The organism is Variovorax pasteuri (assembly GCF_051216435.1).
Taxonomy (GTDB): domain Bacteria; phylum Pseudomonadota; class Gammaproteobacteria; order Burkholderiales; family Burkholderiaceae_C; genus Variovorax.
In genome coordinates, this window is record NZ_JBPJZS010000001.1 from 936,242 (window position 1) to 953,658 (window position 17,417).

Genomic DNA, 17,417 nt, shown 5'->3' on the forward strand with positions numbered 1-17,417 from the left:
CGGTGAATCGGTGGAATACTGTATGAATAAACAGTAAATTCCAGCCATCCAGGAGTTGCCATGCCCGCTGCCCAGATTCCCATCCACGCGATCAAGGGCCGCGGTGCGGCCACGCGGCTGGCGCATCGCTTCTCCAGCGACGAGCGCAACGCCTTCGACGACGGCTGGGGCACGCTCGAGGACGGCGTGGCCGAGGCCGACGAACTGCAGCCCCTGGCCACGGAGGTGCGCTTCGAGGACGTGAGGTCGGTGCTCAACGACAACGACTCGCCCGACATCTCCTTCGACCGCTCGCTCAATCCTTACCGGGGCTGCGAGCACGGTTGCATCTATTGTTTTGCGCGCCCCACGCACAGCTACCTCAACCTGTCGCCCGGCCTCGACTTCGAGACCAAGCTCATCGCCAAGCGCAACATCGTCGAGGTGCTGCGCGGCGAGCTAGCGCGCAAGAGCTACCGGCCGAGCTACATCGCCATCGGCACCGCGACCGACTGCTACCAGCCCATCGAACGCGAGCTGCGGCTCACGCGTTCGATCATCGAGTTGCTGCGGGAAACGCGGCATCCGTTCGCGCTGGTCACCAAGTCGAGCGCCATCGAACGCGACCTCGACCTGATCGCGCCCATGGCCGCCGACCGCCTGGCCGCCGTTTACATCACCGTGACCACGCTCGACGGCGAACTCGCGCGCAAGCTGGAGCCGCGCGCCGCGGCGCCGCACCGGCGGCTGCGCACCATTCGCACGCTGGCCGAGGCGGGCGTGCCGGTGGGGGTGAGCGTGGCGCCGCAGATCCCGTTCGTCACCGAAGACATGGAGCAGGTGCTCGAAGCCGCCTGGGAGGCCGGTGCGCGCAGCGCCTTCTACACGGTGGTGCGCTTGCCCTGGGAGGTGGCGCCGCTCTTCAAGGAATGGCTGTCGCTGCACTACCCGCAGCGGGCGGACCGCATCATGGCGCGCATCCACGACATGCGCGGCGGCAAGGACTACGACGCCGACTTCGCCACGCGCATGAAGGGCTCGGGCCTGTGGGCCGACCTGATCAACCAGCGCTTCATGAAAGCCACCCACCGCATCGGCTTCAACCGCGAGCGCATCCCGCTCGACATCAGCGCGTTCCGACCACCTGGGGCTGCGGGGCAGGGCAGCCTGTTCTAGGTCCGACGGCAGCGAGGCCGTCCATGCCGCACCAGTCGCCCCCCAGCGCCTTCACCAGGAACACCGCCGTCAGCAGCCGCTGCCCCTGCAACTGCGCGGCCTGGCGCTCCACCGTCAGCAGCGACTGCTGCGCGGTGATCACGTCGAGGTAGGTCGACGCACCGCCCTCGTAGCGGCTGGTCGCCATGTCCAGCACGCGGCGCGCGGCCGTCACGGCGGCCTGCGCCTGTCTGGTGGCGCTGTCGAGCGCCGAAAGCCCGGTGATCCCGTCTTCCACCTCCTGCATGGCGGTGAGCACGGTGCGGCGGTAACTGCCCACGGTGGCGTCGTAGCCGGCCTTGGCGAAGTCGACGTTCGCGCGCACCCGGCCGCCGTCGAACAGCACCTGCGTGGCCGACACGCCCACCGACCACAGCAGGCTGGGGCCGTTGAACAGCGACTCGATCATGCGGCTGTCCACGCCCAGCGTCGGCGAGATGAACACGCTCGGGTAGAAGGCCGCGGTGGCCACGCCGATCTGTGCGTTGGCCGCGGCCATGGCGCGTTCGGCCGAAGCCACGTCGGGCCGGCGCTGCAGAATTTCAGACGGCACGCCCAGCGGCACCGCAGGCGGACGGATCTCGCGCAGGTCCACCGGCAGCGAAAAGCTGGGCGCGGGCGTGCCGGTGAGGGTGGCCAGTGCGTGCTCGTACTGCGCGCGCTGCTTCTTCAGCACGTCGATCTGCGTGAGCGTGGTCTCCAGCAGCGCCTGCTGCTGCGCCACGTCGAGGCCCGACACGGCGCCCAGGTCATGGCGCGCCGTCACCAGTTCGAGCGCGCGGCGCTGCAGGCCGACCGAGCGCGAGATCACGTCGAGCTCGACGTCGCTGGAGCGCAGGTTGAAGTAGTTGCTGGCCACGTCGGCGCTCAGCAGCAGCCGCGTGTTCGCCAGGTCGGCCGCGGACTGCTCGGCGGACGCCGTGGCGCCCTCGACGGTGCGCTGCACACGGCCGGCCAGGTCGACCTCGTAGCTGGCGTTGAGCGACAGCGCAAAGTCGTTCTGCACGGTCGATGCGTTGGCGCTGGCGTAGTTGGTGAGCGGCCGGTTGGCGGAAATCTTCAGGCGCGATGCGCGGGTGCCCAGGCCCAACTGCGGGTACTGGCTGGCTGCGTTCGAGGCCAGCGCAGCACGCGCCTGGGCCAGCCGCGCATTGGCGATCGTGAGCGTGGGGCTGCCGGCCAGTGCCTGCGCCTGCAGCGCGTCGAGTTGCGCGTCGCCGAAGCGCTGCCACCACGGGCCCTTGTCGGCGCTGTCGCTGGGTGTGCTCACGCGCCAGGGCTCCTCCAGCTTCCAGCTGACGGGCAGGGGCGTGTCGGGGGTCTTGTAGTCGGGGCCGACGGCGCAGCCTGCAAGAAGTGCAACGAGCGCGGGAAGCGCGACGCAAGCCCTTGCCCTCGCTGCAGCCGGCAGTCGCAGTCTCACGCCGGCTCCTTCTTCGGCGCGGCGCCCTTGGCCGCGGGCGGCGGCGCGTCGGGCGCCACGGCCACCATGTCGCCGTCCGCCAGCGAATCGGAGGGGTTCAGCACCATGCGGTCGGTGCCTTCGAGCCCGTCGAGCACTTCGACGTTCTCGCCGTAGTTGCGCCCCAGCGTCACGGGGCGCAGGCCGATGCGGCCTTGCGCATCGACCACCGCGATGCGCGTGCCCTCGGCGCGGAACAGCAGCGCGTTCGACGGCACGGTGAGCGTGCGGCTGGCCGCCAGCGGCAGCGACACCTGCACATAGGCGCCCGGCAGCAGTGCGCCGTCCTTGTTGGGCAGGGAGACCTCGACCTGCATCATCCGCGTGGTCGCGTCGATGGAGCCGGCCGTGCGCGCCACCTCGCCCTTGAAGCTCTGGCCGCGCAGCTCGGCCTGTGTCACCACCACCGGCTGGCCCGTCTTCACGAGCTGGGCGTAGGCCTGCGGCACGTTGATGTACACGCGCAGCGGGTCGGTCTGCGCCAGCAGGAACAGCGCGCGCCCGGCGCCGCCGCCCGCGCCGGCATCGATCAGGTCGCCCGTGTCGACGTTGCGCCGCGTGATCACGCCCGCGAACGGCGCCACCACGCGCTTGAAGCCCTCGGTCTGCTTCAGGCGCTGCACGTTGGCATCGGCCGCGGCCACGTTCGAAGTGGCCTGTGCCACGGCGCCGCGGCGTTCGTCCAGGTCTTGCTGCGAAACCACGTCCTTCTTGCGCAGCGCTTCCCAGCGCTCGGCGGTGCTCTGCGCGAGCGCCAGGCCCGAGGCGGCCTGCGCGCGCGCGGCCACGGCCTGCGACAGCTGCTGGTCGATTTCGGGCGTCTCGATCTCTGCGAGCAGCTCGCCCTTTTCGACGCGGCTGCCGATGTCCTTGGTCCAGCGCTTGAGGTAGCCGCTGGCGCGCGCCGAAATGGGCGACTGCACGAAGCCCTGCAGCGTCCCGGGCAGCGCCAGCGTCTGGCCGGCGGTGGGCGTGCGGGGCAGGGCGGTCTGCACGTACTGCTTTGCGCGCTCGGTGGTGCCCGCCTCGAGAGCGCGGGCATTGGCCATGCGCACGAACACGGTGCGCGCGGCGCCCAGCGCCAGCAGCACCAGGACGATCAGCACCAGCCAGCGCGTGCGCCGCACGATCTGCCGGCGGCGCAGCAGTTCGCCTTCGCCCTCTTCCGCGGCGATGGGGTGGATGGCCAATGCCGAATGGCGTTGCTCCGTCATGGAATCAGTTCTCCTGGGGCGCTGCGCCCGCTGGCGGTTGTGGCTGTTGCGAGGCTTCGCGTGCCGCACGGCGGTGCGCAAGCCGACTGTGCACCCCCGCGAACACCGCGGGAACGAAAAACAATGTCGACACCGTGGCAAAGATCAGGCCACCGATCACCGCGCGGCCCAACGGCGCGTTCTGCTCGGCGCCTTCGCCCAGGCCCAGCGCCATCGGGATCATGCCGATGATCATCGCCAGCGCCGTCATCAGCACCGGGCGGACGCGGGTGGCGCCGGCTTCCAGCGCAGCCGACAGCGGCGGAATGCCCGCGTGCAGCCGCTCGCGCGCGAACGACACCAGCAGGATGGAGTTGGCCGTGGCCACGCCCATGGTCATGATGGCGCCCGTGAGCGCCGGCACGCTCAGCGTGGTGCCGGTGATGAACAGCATCCACGCAATGCCCGCCAGCGCGGCCGGCAGCGCGGTGATGATGATGGCCGCGTCCAGCCACGACTGGAACGTGACCACGATCAGCAGGTACACCAGCACGATGGCCATGGCCAGCCCCACGCCCAGGCCGATGAACGACGACTGCATGGTCTGCACCTGCCCGCGCACCTCGACGCGGCTGCCGCGCGAGAGCTTGGGGCGCATCTCGTCGACCAGCTTCTGCACCTTCGAGGCCACGCTGGCGAGGTCGGTGCCCTGCACGCTCACGTACACGTCGATGACCGGCGCGATGTTGTAGCGCGACATCACGGCCGGCTGGCGGTCGGCCTGGCTGGTCACGAGGTTGCCGAGCAACTGCTGCGCGCCGTTGCCGCCAGCCGTGCCTGCCCCCGTGCCCACCGGAATGTTCAGCAGCGAGTCGAGCGAATCGACCGTGTACTGCGGCGTCTGCACCGCGATGCTGTAGACCACGCCGTTCACCGGGTTCAGCCAGAAGGCCGGCGCCGTCTGCGAGCTGCCCGACAGCGCGATGAGCACGTTCTGCCCCACGTTGGCCGCCGTCAGGCCGTACTGCTGAAGCCGCGTGCGGTCCATCTGCAGGCTGAGCGCGGGGCCGTCCAGGCGCTGGTGCACATGGGCGTCGACCGCGCCCGGAATCTGGCGGATCGCCTTGGTCAGTTCGGCGGCGCGGGCGGCGTTGCCGGCCATGTCGTTGCCGCTGAACTGCACGTCGATGGCCGCGGGCAGGCCGAAGTTCAGGATCTGCGTGACGATGTCCGCCGGTTGGAAGAAGAACTCGATGCCCGGAAAGCGCCTGGGCAGCTCGGCCCGAAGGATAGCCACGAAGTGCTCGGTCGGCCGGTGGCCCTCCTTCAGCGACAGCAGCAGCTCGCCGTCGAAGGTGCCGATGGTGCCGGCGTTGCTGTACGACAGGTTGATGCCGCTGTTGGGCACGCCCAGGTTGTCCAGGATGGTCTCGAGCTGGTCCGGCGGCACCAGCTCGCGGATGGCGGCCTCCACCTGGTCGGTGAGGCGCGCGGTTTCCTCGATGCGGGTGCCGGTGGGGGCGCGCAGGTGCAGTCGGATCTGGCCGGCGTCCACCGTCGGGAAGAAGTCGCGGCCCAGCGCCGGGTACAGCAGGCACGACAGCAGGCAGAAGCCCAGGAACAGGCCGATGAACCCGGCCCGCTTCGAGAGCACCGCCGACAGCACCAGCGTGTAGGCGCGGCGCACGCGCTCGAAGCGGCGGTCGAAGGCGCGGTACAGGCGCTGCAGCGGGCTTTGCTTCGTCCCTTCCGCCGGTTCGTGGCCGCCGCCATGCGAGCCGCTCATGAGCAGCATCACCAGCGTGGGCACCAGCGTGCGCGAGAGCAGGTAGGAGGCCAGCATGGCGAACACCACCGCCTCTGCCAGCGGCACGAACAGGAAGCGCGCCACGCCCGAGAGGAAGAACATCGGCACGAACACGATGCAGATGCACAGCGTGGAGACGAAGGCGGCCGAGCCGATTTCGCCCGCGCCCACCTCGATGGACTCTTTCAGCGGCGTGCCCATGTGCAGGTGCCGCTCGATGTTCTCGATGGTCACGATCGCCTGGTCCACCAGGATGCCCACCGAAAGTGCCAGCCCGCCCAGCGTCATGAGGTTGAGCGTTTCGCCCAGCGCGTACAGCACCAGGATGGACGCCAGGATCGACAGCGGAATGGTCAGCCCGATGATCAGCGTGCTGCGCCAGTTGCCCAGGAACAGCAGCACCATCGCGGCGGTGAGCGCGGCGGCCAGAATGGCCTCGAACACCACGCCCTTCACCGCCGCCTTCACGAACACCGACTGGTCGAACAGCGGCGTGATCTTGATGTCTTCGGGCATCGTCTGCGCGGCAATGGGCAGCATGGCGCGGATGTTCGACACGATGTCCAGCGTGGAGGCGCCGCCGTTCTTCAGCACCGACAGCAGCACGCCCCGCATGCCGTCCTGGCGCACCACGTTGGTCTGCGGCGAGAAGCCGTCGCGCACGTAGGCCACGTCGCGCAGGTAGGTGGTGGCGCCGTTCACGGTGCGCACCGGCAGGTCGTTCAGGCCCGCGATGGCGTCGGGCGAGCCGTTCATCTTCACGTTGTATTCGGTGGAACCGAACTTGGCCGTGCCCGAGGGAAGAATCAGGTTCTGCGTGTTGACCGCGTTCACCACATCGGCCGGCGACAGGCCGCGCGCCTGCAGCGCCTGGGTGTCGAGGTCGACCGAAATCAGCCGGTTCTTGCCGCCGTACGGAAACGGAATGGCTGCGCCCGGCACCGTGATGAGCTGCGGGCGCAGCTGGTTGACGGTGGCGTCGAACAGCGAGTTTTCAGAGCGCGTGGGGCTGGACAGCGCCAGCTGGATCACCGGCACGCTGGAGGCCGAATACTTGATGACCAGCGGCGGCGTGATGCCCGGCGGCAGCTGGCGCACCTGCGCCTGCATGGAGGCCACCACCTGCGAGATGGCCATCTCGATGTTGGCGGTGGGCTGGAAGAACACCTTGATGATCGACACGCCGGCGAGCGACTGCGACTCGATGTGCTCGATGTCGCTCACCGTGGTGGTGAGCCCGCGCTCGACCTGGCCGGAGATGCGCTGCCCCATTTCCTGGGCCGGCAGGCCGGTGTAGTTCCAGATGACGCTGACCACCGGAATGTTGATTTCCGGGAAGATGTCGGTGGCCATGCGCGCCAGGACAAAAGGCGTGGCCAGCACGATCAGCATCGCCATGACGATGAAGGTGTACGGACGACGCAACGCAAGCTGGACCATGGCGCGGGCTCTCTGCTTCCGACGGAAAAAGGTGTCGCATCATAAGGAAGTAGATTTAAGTTTGCTGGCGCCATTTTTCGGGTGTGGCGCTTTACCAAAAGGGTGCATATGGACAGGGTCTGGCTGGTAGTGATGGGCGTGTCGGGATGCGGCAAGTCGAGCCTGGGCGCGGCGCTGGCCACAGCCCTCGGGCTGCCGCTCATAGAAGGCGACGACCACCATCCGCCGGCCAACGTCGAGAAGATGAGCCGGGGCATTGCGTTGACCGATGCCGACCGCGCCGGCTGGCTGGCCACCTTGGGCCGCGCGCTGGCCGGGGCGCCGCAGGGGGCGGTGCTGACTTGCTCGGCGCTCAAGCGCAGTTACCGCGAGCAGTTGCGCGCTGCGGCACCGGGGCTGCGCTTCGTGTTCATGGCGATCGAGCGGGCGGAGTCCGAGCGCCGGGTGGCGGCGCGCGCTGGCGCCGGGGAGCACATGTTTCCGGCGAGCCTGGTGGCCAACCAGTTCGCGACCCTCGAATCGCCTGTCGGTGAGGCGGGTGTGCTGGCGGTGGATGCGACTGCGCCGCTGGGGCAGGCGGTGGCCCGGGTCCAAGCCTGGCTTGCTGCCGGCTGAGTCTTTCTTCGTTTTTTCGGGGTCCCTGAACCGGAGGCCTCAGCGTGCAGGCAAATCCAACTCAAGCCGCAGCCGCGTGACGTTGCGATTGCCCGTGTCGCGCTGCAGCTTGAACCCCAGCTTGCGCGCCAGCGCCAGCATGCCGACGTTGTCGTACAGCGTGATGTCCGCCAGCTGCTTCACGCCGGCCGCCCTGGCCGCATCGATCAGCTTGCGCAGGAGCTTCAGTGCAACGCCGTGGCGTTGCCACGCATCGGCGATGACCACGGCGAATTCGGCGATGTGCGCGGTCGCTGGCGTTTCGCCGCGCACATAGCGCACCACGCCCATCTGCTGCTCGGCGCCGTCGACCTCGGTGGTCGCGATGAGGGCGAGCTCGTGCCCGTAGTCGATATGGGTCATGCGCCACAGTTCGTCGGGCTGCGGCTTTCGCGTCGACAGCAGGCGGTGGTAGCCCGTCTCGCTCGACAGGCCCGCCACGAAGGCCGTGTGCAGGGCCAGGTCGTCGGCGCGGATCGGGCGGATCCGCACCGGCGTGCCGTCGCTCAGTTGCCAGTCCTCGACCAGGTGGCTGGGGTAGTCGAGGGCCGGCATGGCATCAGCCTATGACTTCGGGCCAGTCGGTGTGGAAAAATTTTCCTTCGGGCTTGTCCGTGCGCTCGTACGTGTGCGCGCCGAAGAAGTCGCGCTGCGCCTGCAGCAGGTTGGCCGGCAGGCGCTCGGTGCGGTAGCTGTCGTAGTAGGCCAGCGAGGCGCTGAAGGCAGGCACCGGAATGCCGTTGCTCACGGCCAGCGCCACCGTGTCACGCCAGTTTTGCTGCGTGCGGTTCAGCAGGTCCTTGAAGAAGGGGTCGAGCATCAGGTTGTTCAGCGCCGGGTCGGTGCGGAAGGCGTCGGTGATGCGGTTCAGGAAGCGCGCGCGAATGATGCAGCCGCCGCGCCAGATGGACGCGATGCCGCCCAGGTCGAGCTTCCATTCCTTCTTGTCGCCCATCGTCTTGATCAGGTCGAAGCCCTGCGTGTAGCTGATGACCTTGGACGCATACAGCGCGTCGTGCACCTTGGCCACCAGCGCCTTCTTCTCGAGCGAGAGTTCGATCTTCGGCCCCTGCAGCACCTTGCTGGCCGCCACGCGCGCCTTCTTCTGCGACGACAGCACACGCGCCTCGACGGCGGCGTTGATGGTGCTGATGACCACCGCGTTCTCCGCCGCGTTGATCAGCGTCCACTGGCCCGTGCCCTTCTGGCCGGCCTTGTCCAGGATCATGTCGACGATCGGGTTGCCTGTTTCGGGGTCTTTCTGCTCCAGCGCCTTGGCGGTGATCTGGATCAGGTAGCTCTGCAGCTCGCCGTCGTTCCACTCGGTGAAGATGGCGGCCATCTCGTCGGTGGTGAAGCCAGCGGCCTTGAACAGGCTGTAGGCCTCGCAGATGAGCTGCATGTCGCCGTACTCGATGCCGTTGTGCACCATCTTCACGTAGTGGCCGGCGCCGCCCGGGCCGATGTGAATGACGCAGGGCTCGCCGTCCACCTTGGCCGCGATGCTCTCGAAGATCGGCTTCATCACTTCCCAGGTGGAGAGCGGGCCGCCCGGCATGATCGACGGGCCCTTGCGCGCGCCTTCTTCACCGCCCGACACGCCCGCGCCGATGAAGCGCAGGCCCTTGCTGCTGAGGTAGGCGTCGCGGCGCTCGGTGTCGGTGTAGAGGCTGTTGCCGCCGTCGATGACGATGTCGTCCTTGTCCAGCAGCGGAATGAGTTGCTCGATGACCTGGTCGACCGGCGCGCCGGCCTTCACCATGATCTGGATCTTGCGGGGCTTGGCCAGGCTCTGCACGAACTCCTCGAGCGTCTTGGCGCCCACCAGCTTCTTGCCGGGGTTGGCGGCCACGAAGGCTTCAGTGGTGGCCTCGGTGCGGTTGTAGACGCTGACCTGGAAGCCGCGGCTTTCCACATTCAGCACGAGGTTCTGGCCCATCACTGCCAGTCCGATCAGTCCGAAATCGCTTTTGTTGCTCATGACCCGTCTTGCCCTTCTTTCATGTGCGTGCGCCGGAATGCCCCGCGCACGGGTTGGTTCGCCGGCCATTTTGCCGGTGTGGCGGGCGCCCTGCCGTGGGAGATGGTCTATACCCGCTTGGCAAGCGGGCACGGCTTGGGTATGTTCGGCGCGCATGAGCCAAGCCATCGACGCCCTCCAGCGCTGGTCCACCGACGCCGTGCCGCCCGCGCAGCGGCTGGACTACTGGGTGGGCGCGGTCTGCGAGGGCTTCCTGGAGATGGACGTGACCAGCCAGGCCGGCGGCAGCTTCGGCGCCACGCTGGAATCGGCGCCGCTCGGTCCCCTGGTGGTCAACCAGGTGCGCGGCAGCGCGCAGGACGTGTACCGCACGCGGCGCGCCATTGCCCACAGCCGCCACAACTACTACTACCTGCTGTGCAAGACTGATTCGCCCTGGGTCACGGTGCAGGAGGAGCGCTGCGCGCGGCTGCTGCCGGGCGACGCGGTGCTGGTCGATTCACGACGGCTGTATGAATTTCACTTGCTGCAATCGGCCGACACCCTGTCACTCGAGTTGCCGACCGCCTGGGTCGACGCGTGGTTGCCCGATGCCGGCGACCAGGTGGCGCGCCGCATCGACGCCCAGGCGGGGTGGGGCGCCGTGCTGAGCGCCTTCGTGCGGCAGCTGACGCCCGATGTGGCCGCAAAGCCGCCGTTGCCGGCTGCGTTGCTGTGCGACCAACTGGGCGGCCTGCTGGCGTTGGCACTCGGAAAGGGGCCGTCGGAGCCGGCCAGCGAGGGCCGCGCGGCGCTGCGCCGCCGCGTGCTCGACGCCACGCGCGAGCGGCATGCCGAACCCGGCCTCACGGCGGCGGGCGTGGCGCGTGGGCTGGGCATTTCGGAGCGCAGCCTGCACCGCTGCCTGGCGGAAGGCGAGAGCGCCACCACCTTCGCCAACGCGCTGGTGGACTTCCGCATGCAGGTGGCGCGTCGCATGCTGGCCGATGCGCGCTTCGACCGGCTGAGCATCGCGGAGATCGGCTTTCGCGTGGGCCTGGCGGACGCCTCGCACTTCGTGCGGCAGTGCCGCAGGCACCTGGGCACGACGCCCGGTGCGCTGCGGCGCCTGCTGCGGCACTGAGCCCGCGCTCAGATGCTGCGCAGGTTGACCCGCTTCGACAGCGCCAGCGCGCTTTCGCGCCGCTCGCTGTAGCGGTCGACCAGGTAGTCCGCGCAGTCGCGCGTGAGCAGCGTGAACTTCACCAGCTCTTCCATCACGTCGACCACGCGCTCGTAGTAGGGCGACGGCTTCATGCGCCCGTTGTCCTCGAACTCCATGAACGCCTTGGCCACCGACGACTGGTTGGGGATGGTGACCATGCGCATCCAGCGGCCCAGCACGCGCAACTGGTTCACCGCGTTGAACGACTGCGAACCGCCCGACACCTGCATCACCGCGAGCGTCTTGCCCTGCGTGGGCCGCACCGAGCCGACGGCCAGCGGGATCCAGTCGATCTGCGCCTTCATGATCCCGGTCATCGCGCCGTGTCGTTCCGGCGATGTCCACACCATGCCCTCGGCCCATTGCGCGCTCTCGCGCAGTTCCTTCACCTTCGGGTGGTCGTCGGGCGCGTCGTCCGGCAGCGGAAGCCCGCGTGGATCGTAGATGCGCGGCTCGGCGCCCAGGGCCTGCAGCAGGCGCGCGGCTTCCTCGGTCAGCAGCCGGCTGTACGAGCGTTCGCGCAACGAGCCGTAGAGCAGCAGGATGCGCGGTGCGTGCGTGGCGCGCGCCGTGGGCAGCAGATGGCGCAGCTCGGGTTGGCGGAAGTTGTCCGCATCGATGTTCGCCAGTTCAGGGCCTTGAGACACGCTGGCCTTTCGCGTCGATGACGGCTTCGCCGTCTTCCTTGGAAAAGGCGCCTTGCTGCGGGCGCGGCAGGATGTCGAGCACCGCTTCGGACGGGCGGCACAGGCGCGTGGCCAGCGGCGTGACCACGATCGGCCGGTTGATGAGAACCGGGTGCTGCAGCATGAAGCCGATCAGTTGTTCGTCGGTCCACTTCGGGTCGTCCAGGCCCAGTTCGTCGTACGGCGTTCCCTTGCGGCGCAGCACGTCGCGCACGGACACGCCCATCGCCGCGATCAGCCGCGTCAGCGTGGCGCGGTCGGGCGGTGTCTTCAGGTACTCGATGACGGTGGGCTCGTCGCCCGTGTTGCGGATCAGCGCGAGCACGTTGCGGGACGTGCCGCAGGCGGGGTTGTGATAGATGGTGATGTCGTTCATGGCAGGGAGAGGTTGAGTCGAATCGCCAGTGCCGCGAGGGTCACGAACAGCACCGGCACGGTCAGCACGATGCCGACCTTGAAGTAGTAGCCCCAGCCGATCGCCATGCCTTTCCTGGCGAGCACATGCAGCCAGAGCAGCGTGGCCAGGCTGCCGATCGGCGTGATCTTCGGGCCCAGGTCGCAACCGATGACGTTGGCGTAGACCATGGCTTCCTTCACCACGCCGGTGGCGCCCGAGGCGTCGATGGAGAGCGCACCGACCAGCACGGTCGGCATGTTGTTCATCACAGAAGAAAGCACCGCAGTCAGAAAGCCCGTGCCCATGGCCGCGCCCCACACGCCGCCTTGCGCAAACACGTTCAGCAGCCTGGCGATCTGGTCGGTCAGCCCGGCGTTGCGCAGCCCGTACACCACGAGGTACATGCCCAGCGAGAACACGACGATCTGCCACGGCGCGCCGCGCAGCACCTTCTTCGTGCTGATGACCGGGCCGCGCCCGGCAACCGCGAGCAGGACGACCGCACCCAAGGCTGCCACCGCGCTCACGGGAATGCCCAGGGGTTCCAGGCCGAAGAAGCCGACCAGCAGCAGCGCCAGCACCACCCAGCCGGCGCGGAAGGTGTGAACGTCGCGGATCGCCTCTGTGGGCAACTTCAGCTGCCTCAGGTCGTAGCTCGCTGGAATGCCGCGGCGGAAGTAGAGCATCAACACCAGCAGGCTCGCGAGCACCGCCGCCATGTTCACCGGCACCATGACCGCGGCGTACGCGTTGAAGCCGATCCTGAAGAAATCGGCCGACACGATGTTCACCAGGTTCGACACGATCAGCGGCAGGCTCGCGGTGTCGGCGATGAAGCCCGCCGCCATCACGAACGCCAGCGTGGCGGCCGGCGTGAACCCGAGCGCGACCAGCATCGCCATGACGATGGGCGTGAGGATGAGCGCCGCGCCGTCGTTGGCGAACAGCGCCGACACGGCCGCGCCCAGCAGCACGATGAAGGCGAACAGCAGCCGCCCGCGCCCGTTGCCCCAGCGCGCCACGTGCAGCGCGGCCCACTCGAAGAAGCCGGCCTCGTCGAGCAGCAGACTGATGACGATCACCGCGATGAAGGTGGCGGTCGCGTTCCACACGATGCCCCAGACGACCGGAATGTCTGCGAGGTGAACGACGCCGAAGAGCAGCGCGATGACGGCACCCAGCGAAGCACTCCAGCCGATGCCCAGGCCGCGCGGCTGCCAGATGACCAGCACCAGCGTGAAGACGAAGATCGCGACGGCGGTCAGCATTTGGGCGGTCAGCATGTCGGCGGGCACCCGGCGGCGCAGGTTTCGCCCTGGCAGCAGTTTTCCGTGAGATAGGCCAGCAGCCCGTTCATTTGCTCGAACGCGGCCCGGTAGACCAGGTTGCGCCCCTGCCGCTCCTGCGACACCAGCCCCGAGTTCATCAGTTCCTTGAGGTGGAACGACAGGCTGGTGGCCGACACCTCCAGCGATTCGGTCAGCGTGCCGGGCGTGAGGCCGGCGGGCCCGGCCACCACCAGCGCGCGGAACACCCGAAGGCGGATGGGTTGCGCCAAAGCGGCCAGCGAGCGGACAACGTCGTTTTCTTTCATAGTTCAAGTATCGTTGAACAATTGAACTGGAGCAAACCGTCCGGCACGAACCGGCCATCGGGCTGGCAGGCATCGGCCATTTGCGGCGCGCCGCCGTTCCTACAGTCTGGCTTCGTCACAACGAAGGAGACCCCATGTCCGACACCTATGTTCTTGTCCACGGCGCGTGGCACACCGGCGCTGAAATCGAAGCCGTGGCCGACGGCGTTCGCGCAGCAGGCCACACCGTGCACTGCCCCACGCTCGCGGGCAACAACCCCGGCGACGACCGCACCGCGACCACGCTGGAAGACGCGATTGCATCCGCCGTGCGCTACATCGAGCAGAACAACCTCACGCAGGTGCGCCTCGTGGGCCACAGCTACGGCGGCATGGTGATTTCGGGCGTGGCTGAGCGCATTGCGCCGCGCCTGAAGCGGCTGGTGTACATCAACGCCTTCGTGCCGCTGGACGGAGAGTCGCTCAACGACATGGTGCCGCCGCACTACGTGACGATGTTCGATGCCATCGCCGGCGCGAACGCCAACGCGGTGACGTTGCCCTTCGAGATCTGGCGCGAGGCCTTCATCAACGACGCCGACCTGCCGACCGCGCAGGCCGCCTACGACAAACTCAACCCGCATCCGTACCGCACCTTCACCGACAAGATTCGGCTGAGCCAGCCGCTGGCGGCGCTGGCGCTGGGCAAGTCCTACGTCAATTGCCAGCAGGACACGGCGCTGCCGCACAGCCTGCCCTGGCATCCGCGGCTGTCGGAGCGGCTGGGCCTGTTCAGGCTGGTGGAGTGCCCCGGCAGCCACGAGATGTTCTTCTCGAACCCGCAGCGGCTGGCGCAGGCCATCCTCGAGGCGGGGCGCGACTGAGCGAGCAGGGCGTTCAGTTGCCGCCGAAGAGCGCGTCGTACACGCGGATCGACGCATAGGCGTCGTTCGCGGCGTAGCGGATCTGTGCCTCGGTGAGCTGCCTGTTGGCCCAGTTCGAGGTGGTCGCCTTGCGCGACTTGATGAAGCGGCGGTTGAACACCAGCGCCACCGCCGCCTTCACGCCGACCGACTTGCGGTAGCCGCGGTGGCGGAATTCGGTGTCGATGTCGAACACCGCGCCCGGTTCGATGTTCAGCCGGTTGCGAATCAGCGTGAGGTCGCCCGACAGGCCGAAGCCGACCTTGCGCAGTTCGGTCGAGGCGATCAGCGCGGCCACCACCGGGTTGCATTCCGTGCGGTGCAGCTGGAACAGCCAGGCCGTGTCGCGCGTGGAGAACTGCACCACGTGCGGGCCGCCCGAGACTTCGTTCTTCGCGAAGGTGGGTTTCGATTCGGTGTCGAAGCCCGCGATGCCTGCGGCCAGCAGCGCGGCGGCGGCGCGCTCGGCGTCCTGCTGCGTGGCGACGACGACGATGTCTTTCAGGCCGAGGCCCTCGAAGGGCTCGAGCAGCGCGATCTGTTCGCGCTCGGGCAGGGGCGGGAGATGGGGGTTGTCGCTCACCGGGGGGCTGCTTTCGTTGTCTTTTTCTTCACTGCGGCTTTCTTTGCGGGCGTTTTCCTGGCCGCTGCCTTCCTGGCGGCGGGCGCTTTTTTGGGCTTGGGTGGCTGGCCTGAGCGCAGCGCCGCCTCGTAGGCCCGGCGGCCCCAGCGCGCGGCTTCCTCGCGGTCTTCGAACAGGTCGGCCGGGGCTTGCCGGTACGACATGGGCATCGACTTGCCCTGGCGCATGTACGTGAAGGGCGGCAGGTTCTGGCGGTCGAAGTGCGGTGCGCTTTCGGCGTCGGACTTCAGGTAGAGCGTGTCGCCGAGCACGATCGCGATCATGCGGCCCTCGTGAAAGATGCCGTGGCCGCCGAACATGCGGCGCGGCGTGATGCGCCCGAAGCGCTCGAAGATCTCGTGCAGGCTGTCGACGAAGGCGCTCATTCGACAACCTCCGTGCGTCGCACTGCGGTGCGCGCTTGCTTGGGGCGGCCCGGCGCGGCGCTCATGCCGTGATCTCGATGCGGTTGCCGTCCGGGTCGAGTACCACGCTCTCGTAGTAGCCGTCGCCGGTGCGGCGCGGGCCGTCGAGCAGCGGGTAGCCGTCGGCCTTCAGGCGCTGCGTGAGTGCGTCGACCGCGGCGTCGGAGCCCACGCTGATGGCCAGGTGCGTCCAGCCCATGCGCTGCGCGCCGGCTTCGGCGGTCACGGGCGAGAGCGCGGTCGTCGTCATGGCCTCGATGCGCGCGCCGCCACCGCCCCCCAGGCTCAGGAAGCACGATTCGAAGCCCTTGCCCGGGTTGGTGTAGCCCGCGCCGGCGGTGGCGCCGAAGTAGTCGACATAGAAGCGCTTGCAGCGTTCGAGGTCGGTGGTCCAGAGTGCGATGTGGTCGATGCGCATGGGGCGAAAAAAGAAGAAGGGGTCAGCCCACGCGCCACGGCGGACGCGAGGGGGACCAATGGTAGGCGATGCGTTCGCGCCCGCTGGTGGGGTGGCGGTCGACCGTGCCGCGTTCCAGGCCATAGCGTTCGTAGAAACGCTGCGCCGAGGTGTTGGTGACCGCCACGTGCAGCCGCCAGCCGGTGGGGATGCGCACACAGGCCTCGTCGAGCAGCGCCTTTCCCAGGCCCTGGCTGCGCAGGTGCGGCTCGACGAACAGCTGGGCCACGTACTCGCGCCGGCCCAGCAGCACCATGAAGGCGAGCACCTGGCCGTCGCGCTCCGCCAGCACCACGTCGGCCGGCGGGCCGAACTCGGCCTGCACGCGACGCAGCCAATGGACGATGGGTTCGATGGTGGCGGCGCCACGGTTGGCCGCGATCCAGGCGCGGCGCCAGATGCCGGCCAGCACCATGTTCTCTTCGGGACCGCCTTCGCGCGATCGCAACTGGAAGGCAGGAATCTGGGCAGCGGACATGCGACTCATGATACGGGCCAGGGCGGTCCGCGCGGTCGATCAGGTGTGCAGCGTCTGCGCGTGGTGCGCAATATGGTCGGCCATGAAGCTCTGGATGAAGAAGTAGCCGTGGTCGTAGCCCGCATGGCGGCGCAGCGTCAGCGGCTGGCCCGCTGCGGAGCAGGCGGCTTCGAACGCCTCGGGATGCAGTTGCTCGGCCAGGAATTTGTCGGCCAGGCCCTGGTCGATCAGGATGCCCTGCGGGTAGGGCGCGGTCACCTGCGACTTCATGAGCGCGCTGGCATCGTGCGCCAGCCACTGCGCGCGGTCGGCGCCCGGCTCGCCCAGGTAGCCGGCGAAGGCCTTCTCGCCCCACGGGCACTGCGTGGGCGCGCAGATGGGTGCGAAGGCCGACAACGACTTGAAGCGCCCCGGATGCCGCAGCGCCAGCGTGAGCGCGCCGTGGCCGCCCATCGAGTGGCCGAAGATGCCGATGCGGTCGCCGTCGATGGCGAACTGCTGCGCCACCAGCGGCAGCAGCTCATGGACGATCCAGCTTTCCATGCGCCAGTGCGTGGCCCAGGGTTCGGCCAGCGCGTCGAGGTAGAAGCCCGCGCCGATGCCGAAGTCCCAGCTGTCCCTGGCGCCCGGCAGGCTTTCCACTGCGGCGCCGCGCGGGCTGGTGTCGGGTGCGATCAGCGCAATCCCCATGCTCGCGGCCAGGCGCTGTGCGCCGGCCTTCACCGCGAAGGTTTCTTCGTTGCAGGTCAGGCCCGCGAGGTAGAGCAGGGCGGGCACGCGAGCGTGCGCGGCCTGGGGCGGCAGGTAGACCGAAAAGCGCATCGGCAGGCCGATCTCCTGCGACGCGTGTTCGTGAAAGCTCTGCACGCCGCCGAAGGCGTGGTGCGCGGAAAGGGTCTTGGGGATGTGGTCGGTCATGGA

18 protein-coding genes are annotated in these 17,417 nt (G+C 68.4%); 4 read left to right on the forward strand and 14 right to left on the reverse strand.

The genetic code is table 11. The annotated features are described in order from the left end of the window. The first annotated feature begins 60 nt into the window (after positions 1-60). The gene (locus ACSFBM_RS04365; RefSeq protein WP_435483295.1) at positions 61-1,155 is read left to right on the forward strand and encodes a PA0069 family radical SAM protein; all 1,095 of its coding nucleotides are present in this window, start codon (positions 61-63) and stop codon (positions 1,153-1,155) included. Here the strand turns inward: ACSFBM_RS04365 and ACSFBM_RS04370 are convergent. From ACSFBM_RS04370 to ACSFBM_RS04380, 3 genes are read right to left on the reverse strand one after another with little or no spacing between them, the layout of a single operon-like run. Further along, positions 1,106-2,611 (reverse strand): efflux transporter outer membrane subunit, encoded by a 1,506-nt coding sequence (locus ACSFBM_RS04370; protein WP_435483722.1) that lies wholly within the window; start codon positions 2,609-2,611, stop codon positions 1,106-1,108. The genes ACSFBM_RS04365 and ACSFBM_RS04370 overlap by 50 nt on opposite strands. Before the next feature lie 2 nt (positions 2,612-2,613). Further along, on the reverse strand, positions 2,614-3,870 hold the full coding sequence (locus ACSFBM_RS04375; RefSeq protein ID WP_435483296.1) for an efflux RND transporter periplasmic adaptor subunit: 1,257 nt from the start codon (positions 3,868-3,870) through the stop codon (positions 2,614-2,616). Between the two features lie 4 nt (positions 3,871-3,874). Then, positions 3,875-7,096, reverse strand: coding sequence for an efflux RND transporter permease subunit (locus tag ACSFBM_RS04380; protein ID WP_435483297.1), 3,222 nt, complete (start codon positions 7,094-7,096; stop codon positions 3,875-3,877). Between the two features lie 108 nt (positions 7,097-7,204). Between ACSFBM_RS04380 and ACSFBM_RS04385 the strand changes: the two genes are divergently transcribed. Further along, positions 7,205-7,711, forward strand: coding sequence for a gluconokinase (locus ACSFBM_RS04385; protein WP_435483298.1), 507 nt, complete (start codon positions 7,205-7,207; stop codon positions 7,709-7,711). 39 nt (positions 7,712-7,750) lie between these two features. Here the strand turns inward: ACSFBM_RS04385 and ACSFBM_RS04390 are convergent, their stop codons facing one another. After that, positions 7,751-8,305: a GNAT family N-acetyltransferase gene (locus ACSFBM_RS04390; RefSeq protein ID WP_435483299.1), complete on the reverse strand. Its 555-nt coding sequence runs from the start codon at positions 8,303-8,305 to the stop codon at positions 7,751-7,753. A 4-nt stretch (positions 8,306-8,309) separates the two neighbouring features. Beyond that, positions 8,310-9,731: a decarboxylating NADP(+)-dependent phosphogluconate dehydrogenase gene (gene gnd, locus ACSFBM_RS04395; protein WP_435483300.1), complete on the reverse strand. Its 1,422-nt coding sequence runs from the start codon at positions 9,729-9,731 to the stop codon at positions 8,310-8,312. A 154-nt stretch (positions 9,732-9,885) separates the two neighbouring features. On the opposite strand from gnd, the gene ACSFBM_RS04400 reads away from it, so the two are divergent. Next, a complete protein-coding gene (locus ACSFBM_RS04400; RefSeq protein ID WP_435483301.1) occupies positions 9,886-10,854 on the forward strand; it encodes an AraC-like ligand-binding domain-containing protein in 969 nt (322 codons plus the stop codon). 8 nt (positions 10,855-10,862) lie between these two features. Here the strand turns inward: ACSFBM_RS04400 and arsH are convergent, their stop codons facing one another. The 4 genes from arsH to ACSFBM_RS04420 are packed head-to-tail and all read right to left on the reverse strand — an operon-like array spanning position 10,863 to position 13,612. Then, the gene (gene arsH, locus ACSFBM_RS04405; protein ID WP_435483302.1) at positions 10,863-11,582 is read right to left on the reverse strand and encodes an arsenical resistance protein ArsH; all 720 of its coding nucleotides are present in this window, start codon (positions 11,580-11,582) and stop codon (positions 10,863-10,865) included. Beyond that, a complete protein-coding gene (gene arsC, locus ACSFBM_RS04410) occupies positions 11,566-11,997 on the reverse strand; it encodes an arsenate reductase (glutaredoxin) (protein WP_435483303.1) in 432 nt (143 codons plus the stop codon). The genes arsH and arsC overlap by 17 nt, the downstream gene beginning before the upstream one ends. After that, entirely contained in the window at positions 11,994-13,286 is a 1,293-nt protein-coding gene (locus tag ACSFBM_RS04415) for an arsenic transporter (RefSeq protein WP_435483723.1), read from the reverse strand. The genes arsC and ACSFBM_RS04415 overlap by 4 nt, the downstream gene beginning before the upstream one ends. 8 nt (positions 13,287-13,294) lie before the next feature. Then, on the reverse strand, positions 13,295-13,612 hold the full coding sequence (locus ACSFBM_RS04420; RefSeq protein ID WP_435483304.1) for an ArsR/SmtB family transcription factor: 318 nt from the start codon (positions 13,610-13,612) through the stop codon (positions 13,295-13,297). A gap of 134 nt (positions 13,613-13,746) precedes the next feature. Here ACSFBM_RS04420 and ACSFBM_RS04425 point away from each other — a divergent pair, with 134 nt between their 5' ends. Next, entirely contained in the window at positions 13,747-14,475 is a 729-nt protein-coding gene (locus tag ACSFBM_RS04425; protein ID WP_435483305.1) for an alpha/beta fold hydrolase, read from the forward strand. 13 nt (positions 14,476-14,488) lie between these two features. On the opposite strand, the gene ACSFBM_RS04430 is transcribed toward ACSFBM_RS04425, so the two are convergent. The 5 genes from ACSFBM_RS04430 to fghA form a co-directional block, all read right to left on the reverse strand. Beyond that, positions 14,489-15,097 carry a 3'-5' exonuclease gene (locus ACSFBM_RS04430; RefSeq protein ID WP_435483306.1) on the reverse strand — a complete coding sequence of 203 codons (609 nt, stop codon included), beginning with the start codon at positions 15,095-15,097 and terminating at the stop codon, positions 14,489-14,491. Beyond that, positions 15,094-15,522, reverse strand: coding sequence for a TfoX/Sxy family protein (locus ACSFBM_RS04435; protein WP_435483307.1), 429 nt, complete (start codon positions 15,520-15,522; stop codon positions 15,094-15,096). Before ACSFBM_RS04435 ends, ACSFBM_RS04430 begins: the two co-directional genes overlap by 4 nt. Before the next feature lie 61 nt (positions 15,523-15,583). Continuing rightward, a complete protein-coding gene (locus tag ACSFBM_RS04440) occupies positions 15,584-15,979 on the reverse strand; it encodes a VOC family protein (RefSeq protein ID WP_435483308.1) in 396 nt (131 codons plus the stop codon). Positions 15,980-16,001: 22 nt separating this feature from the next. Then, positions 16,002-16,496, reverse strand: a complete 495-nt coding sequence (locus tag ACSFBM_RS04445; protein WP_435483309.1) for a GNAT family N-acetyltransferase — start codon at positions 16,494-16,496, stop codon at positions 16,002-16,004. A gap of 39 nt (positions 16,497-16,535) precedes the next feature. After that, a complete protein-coding gene (gene fghA, locus ACSFBM_RS04450) occupies positions 16,536-17,414 on the reverse strand; it encodes an S-formylglutathione hydrolase (protein WP_435483310.1) in 879 nt (292 codons plus the stop codon). Positions 17,415-17,417: the final 3 nt, after the last annotated feature.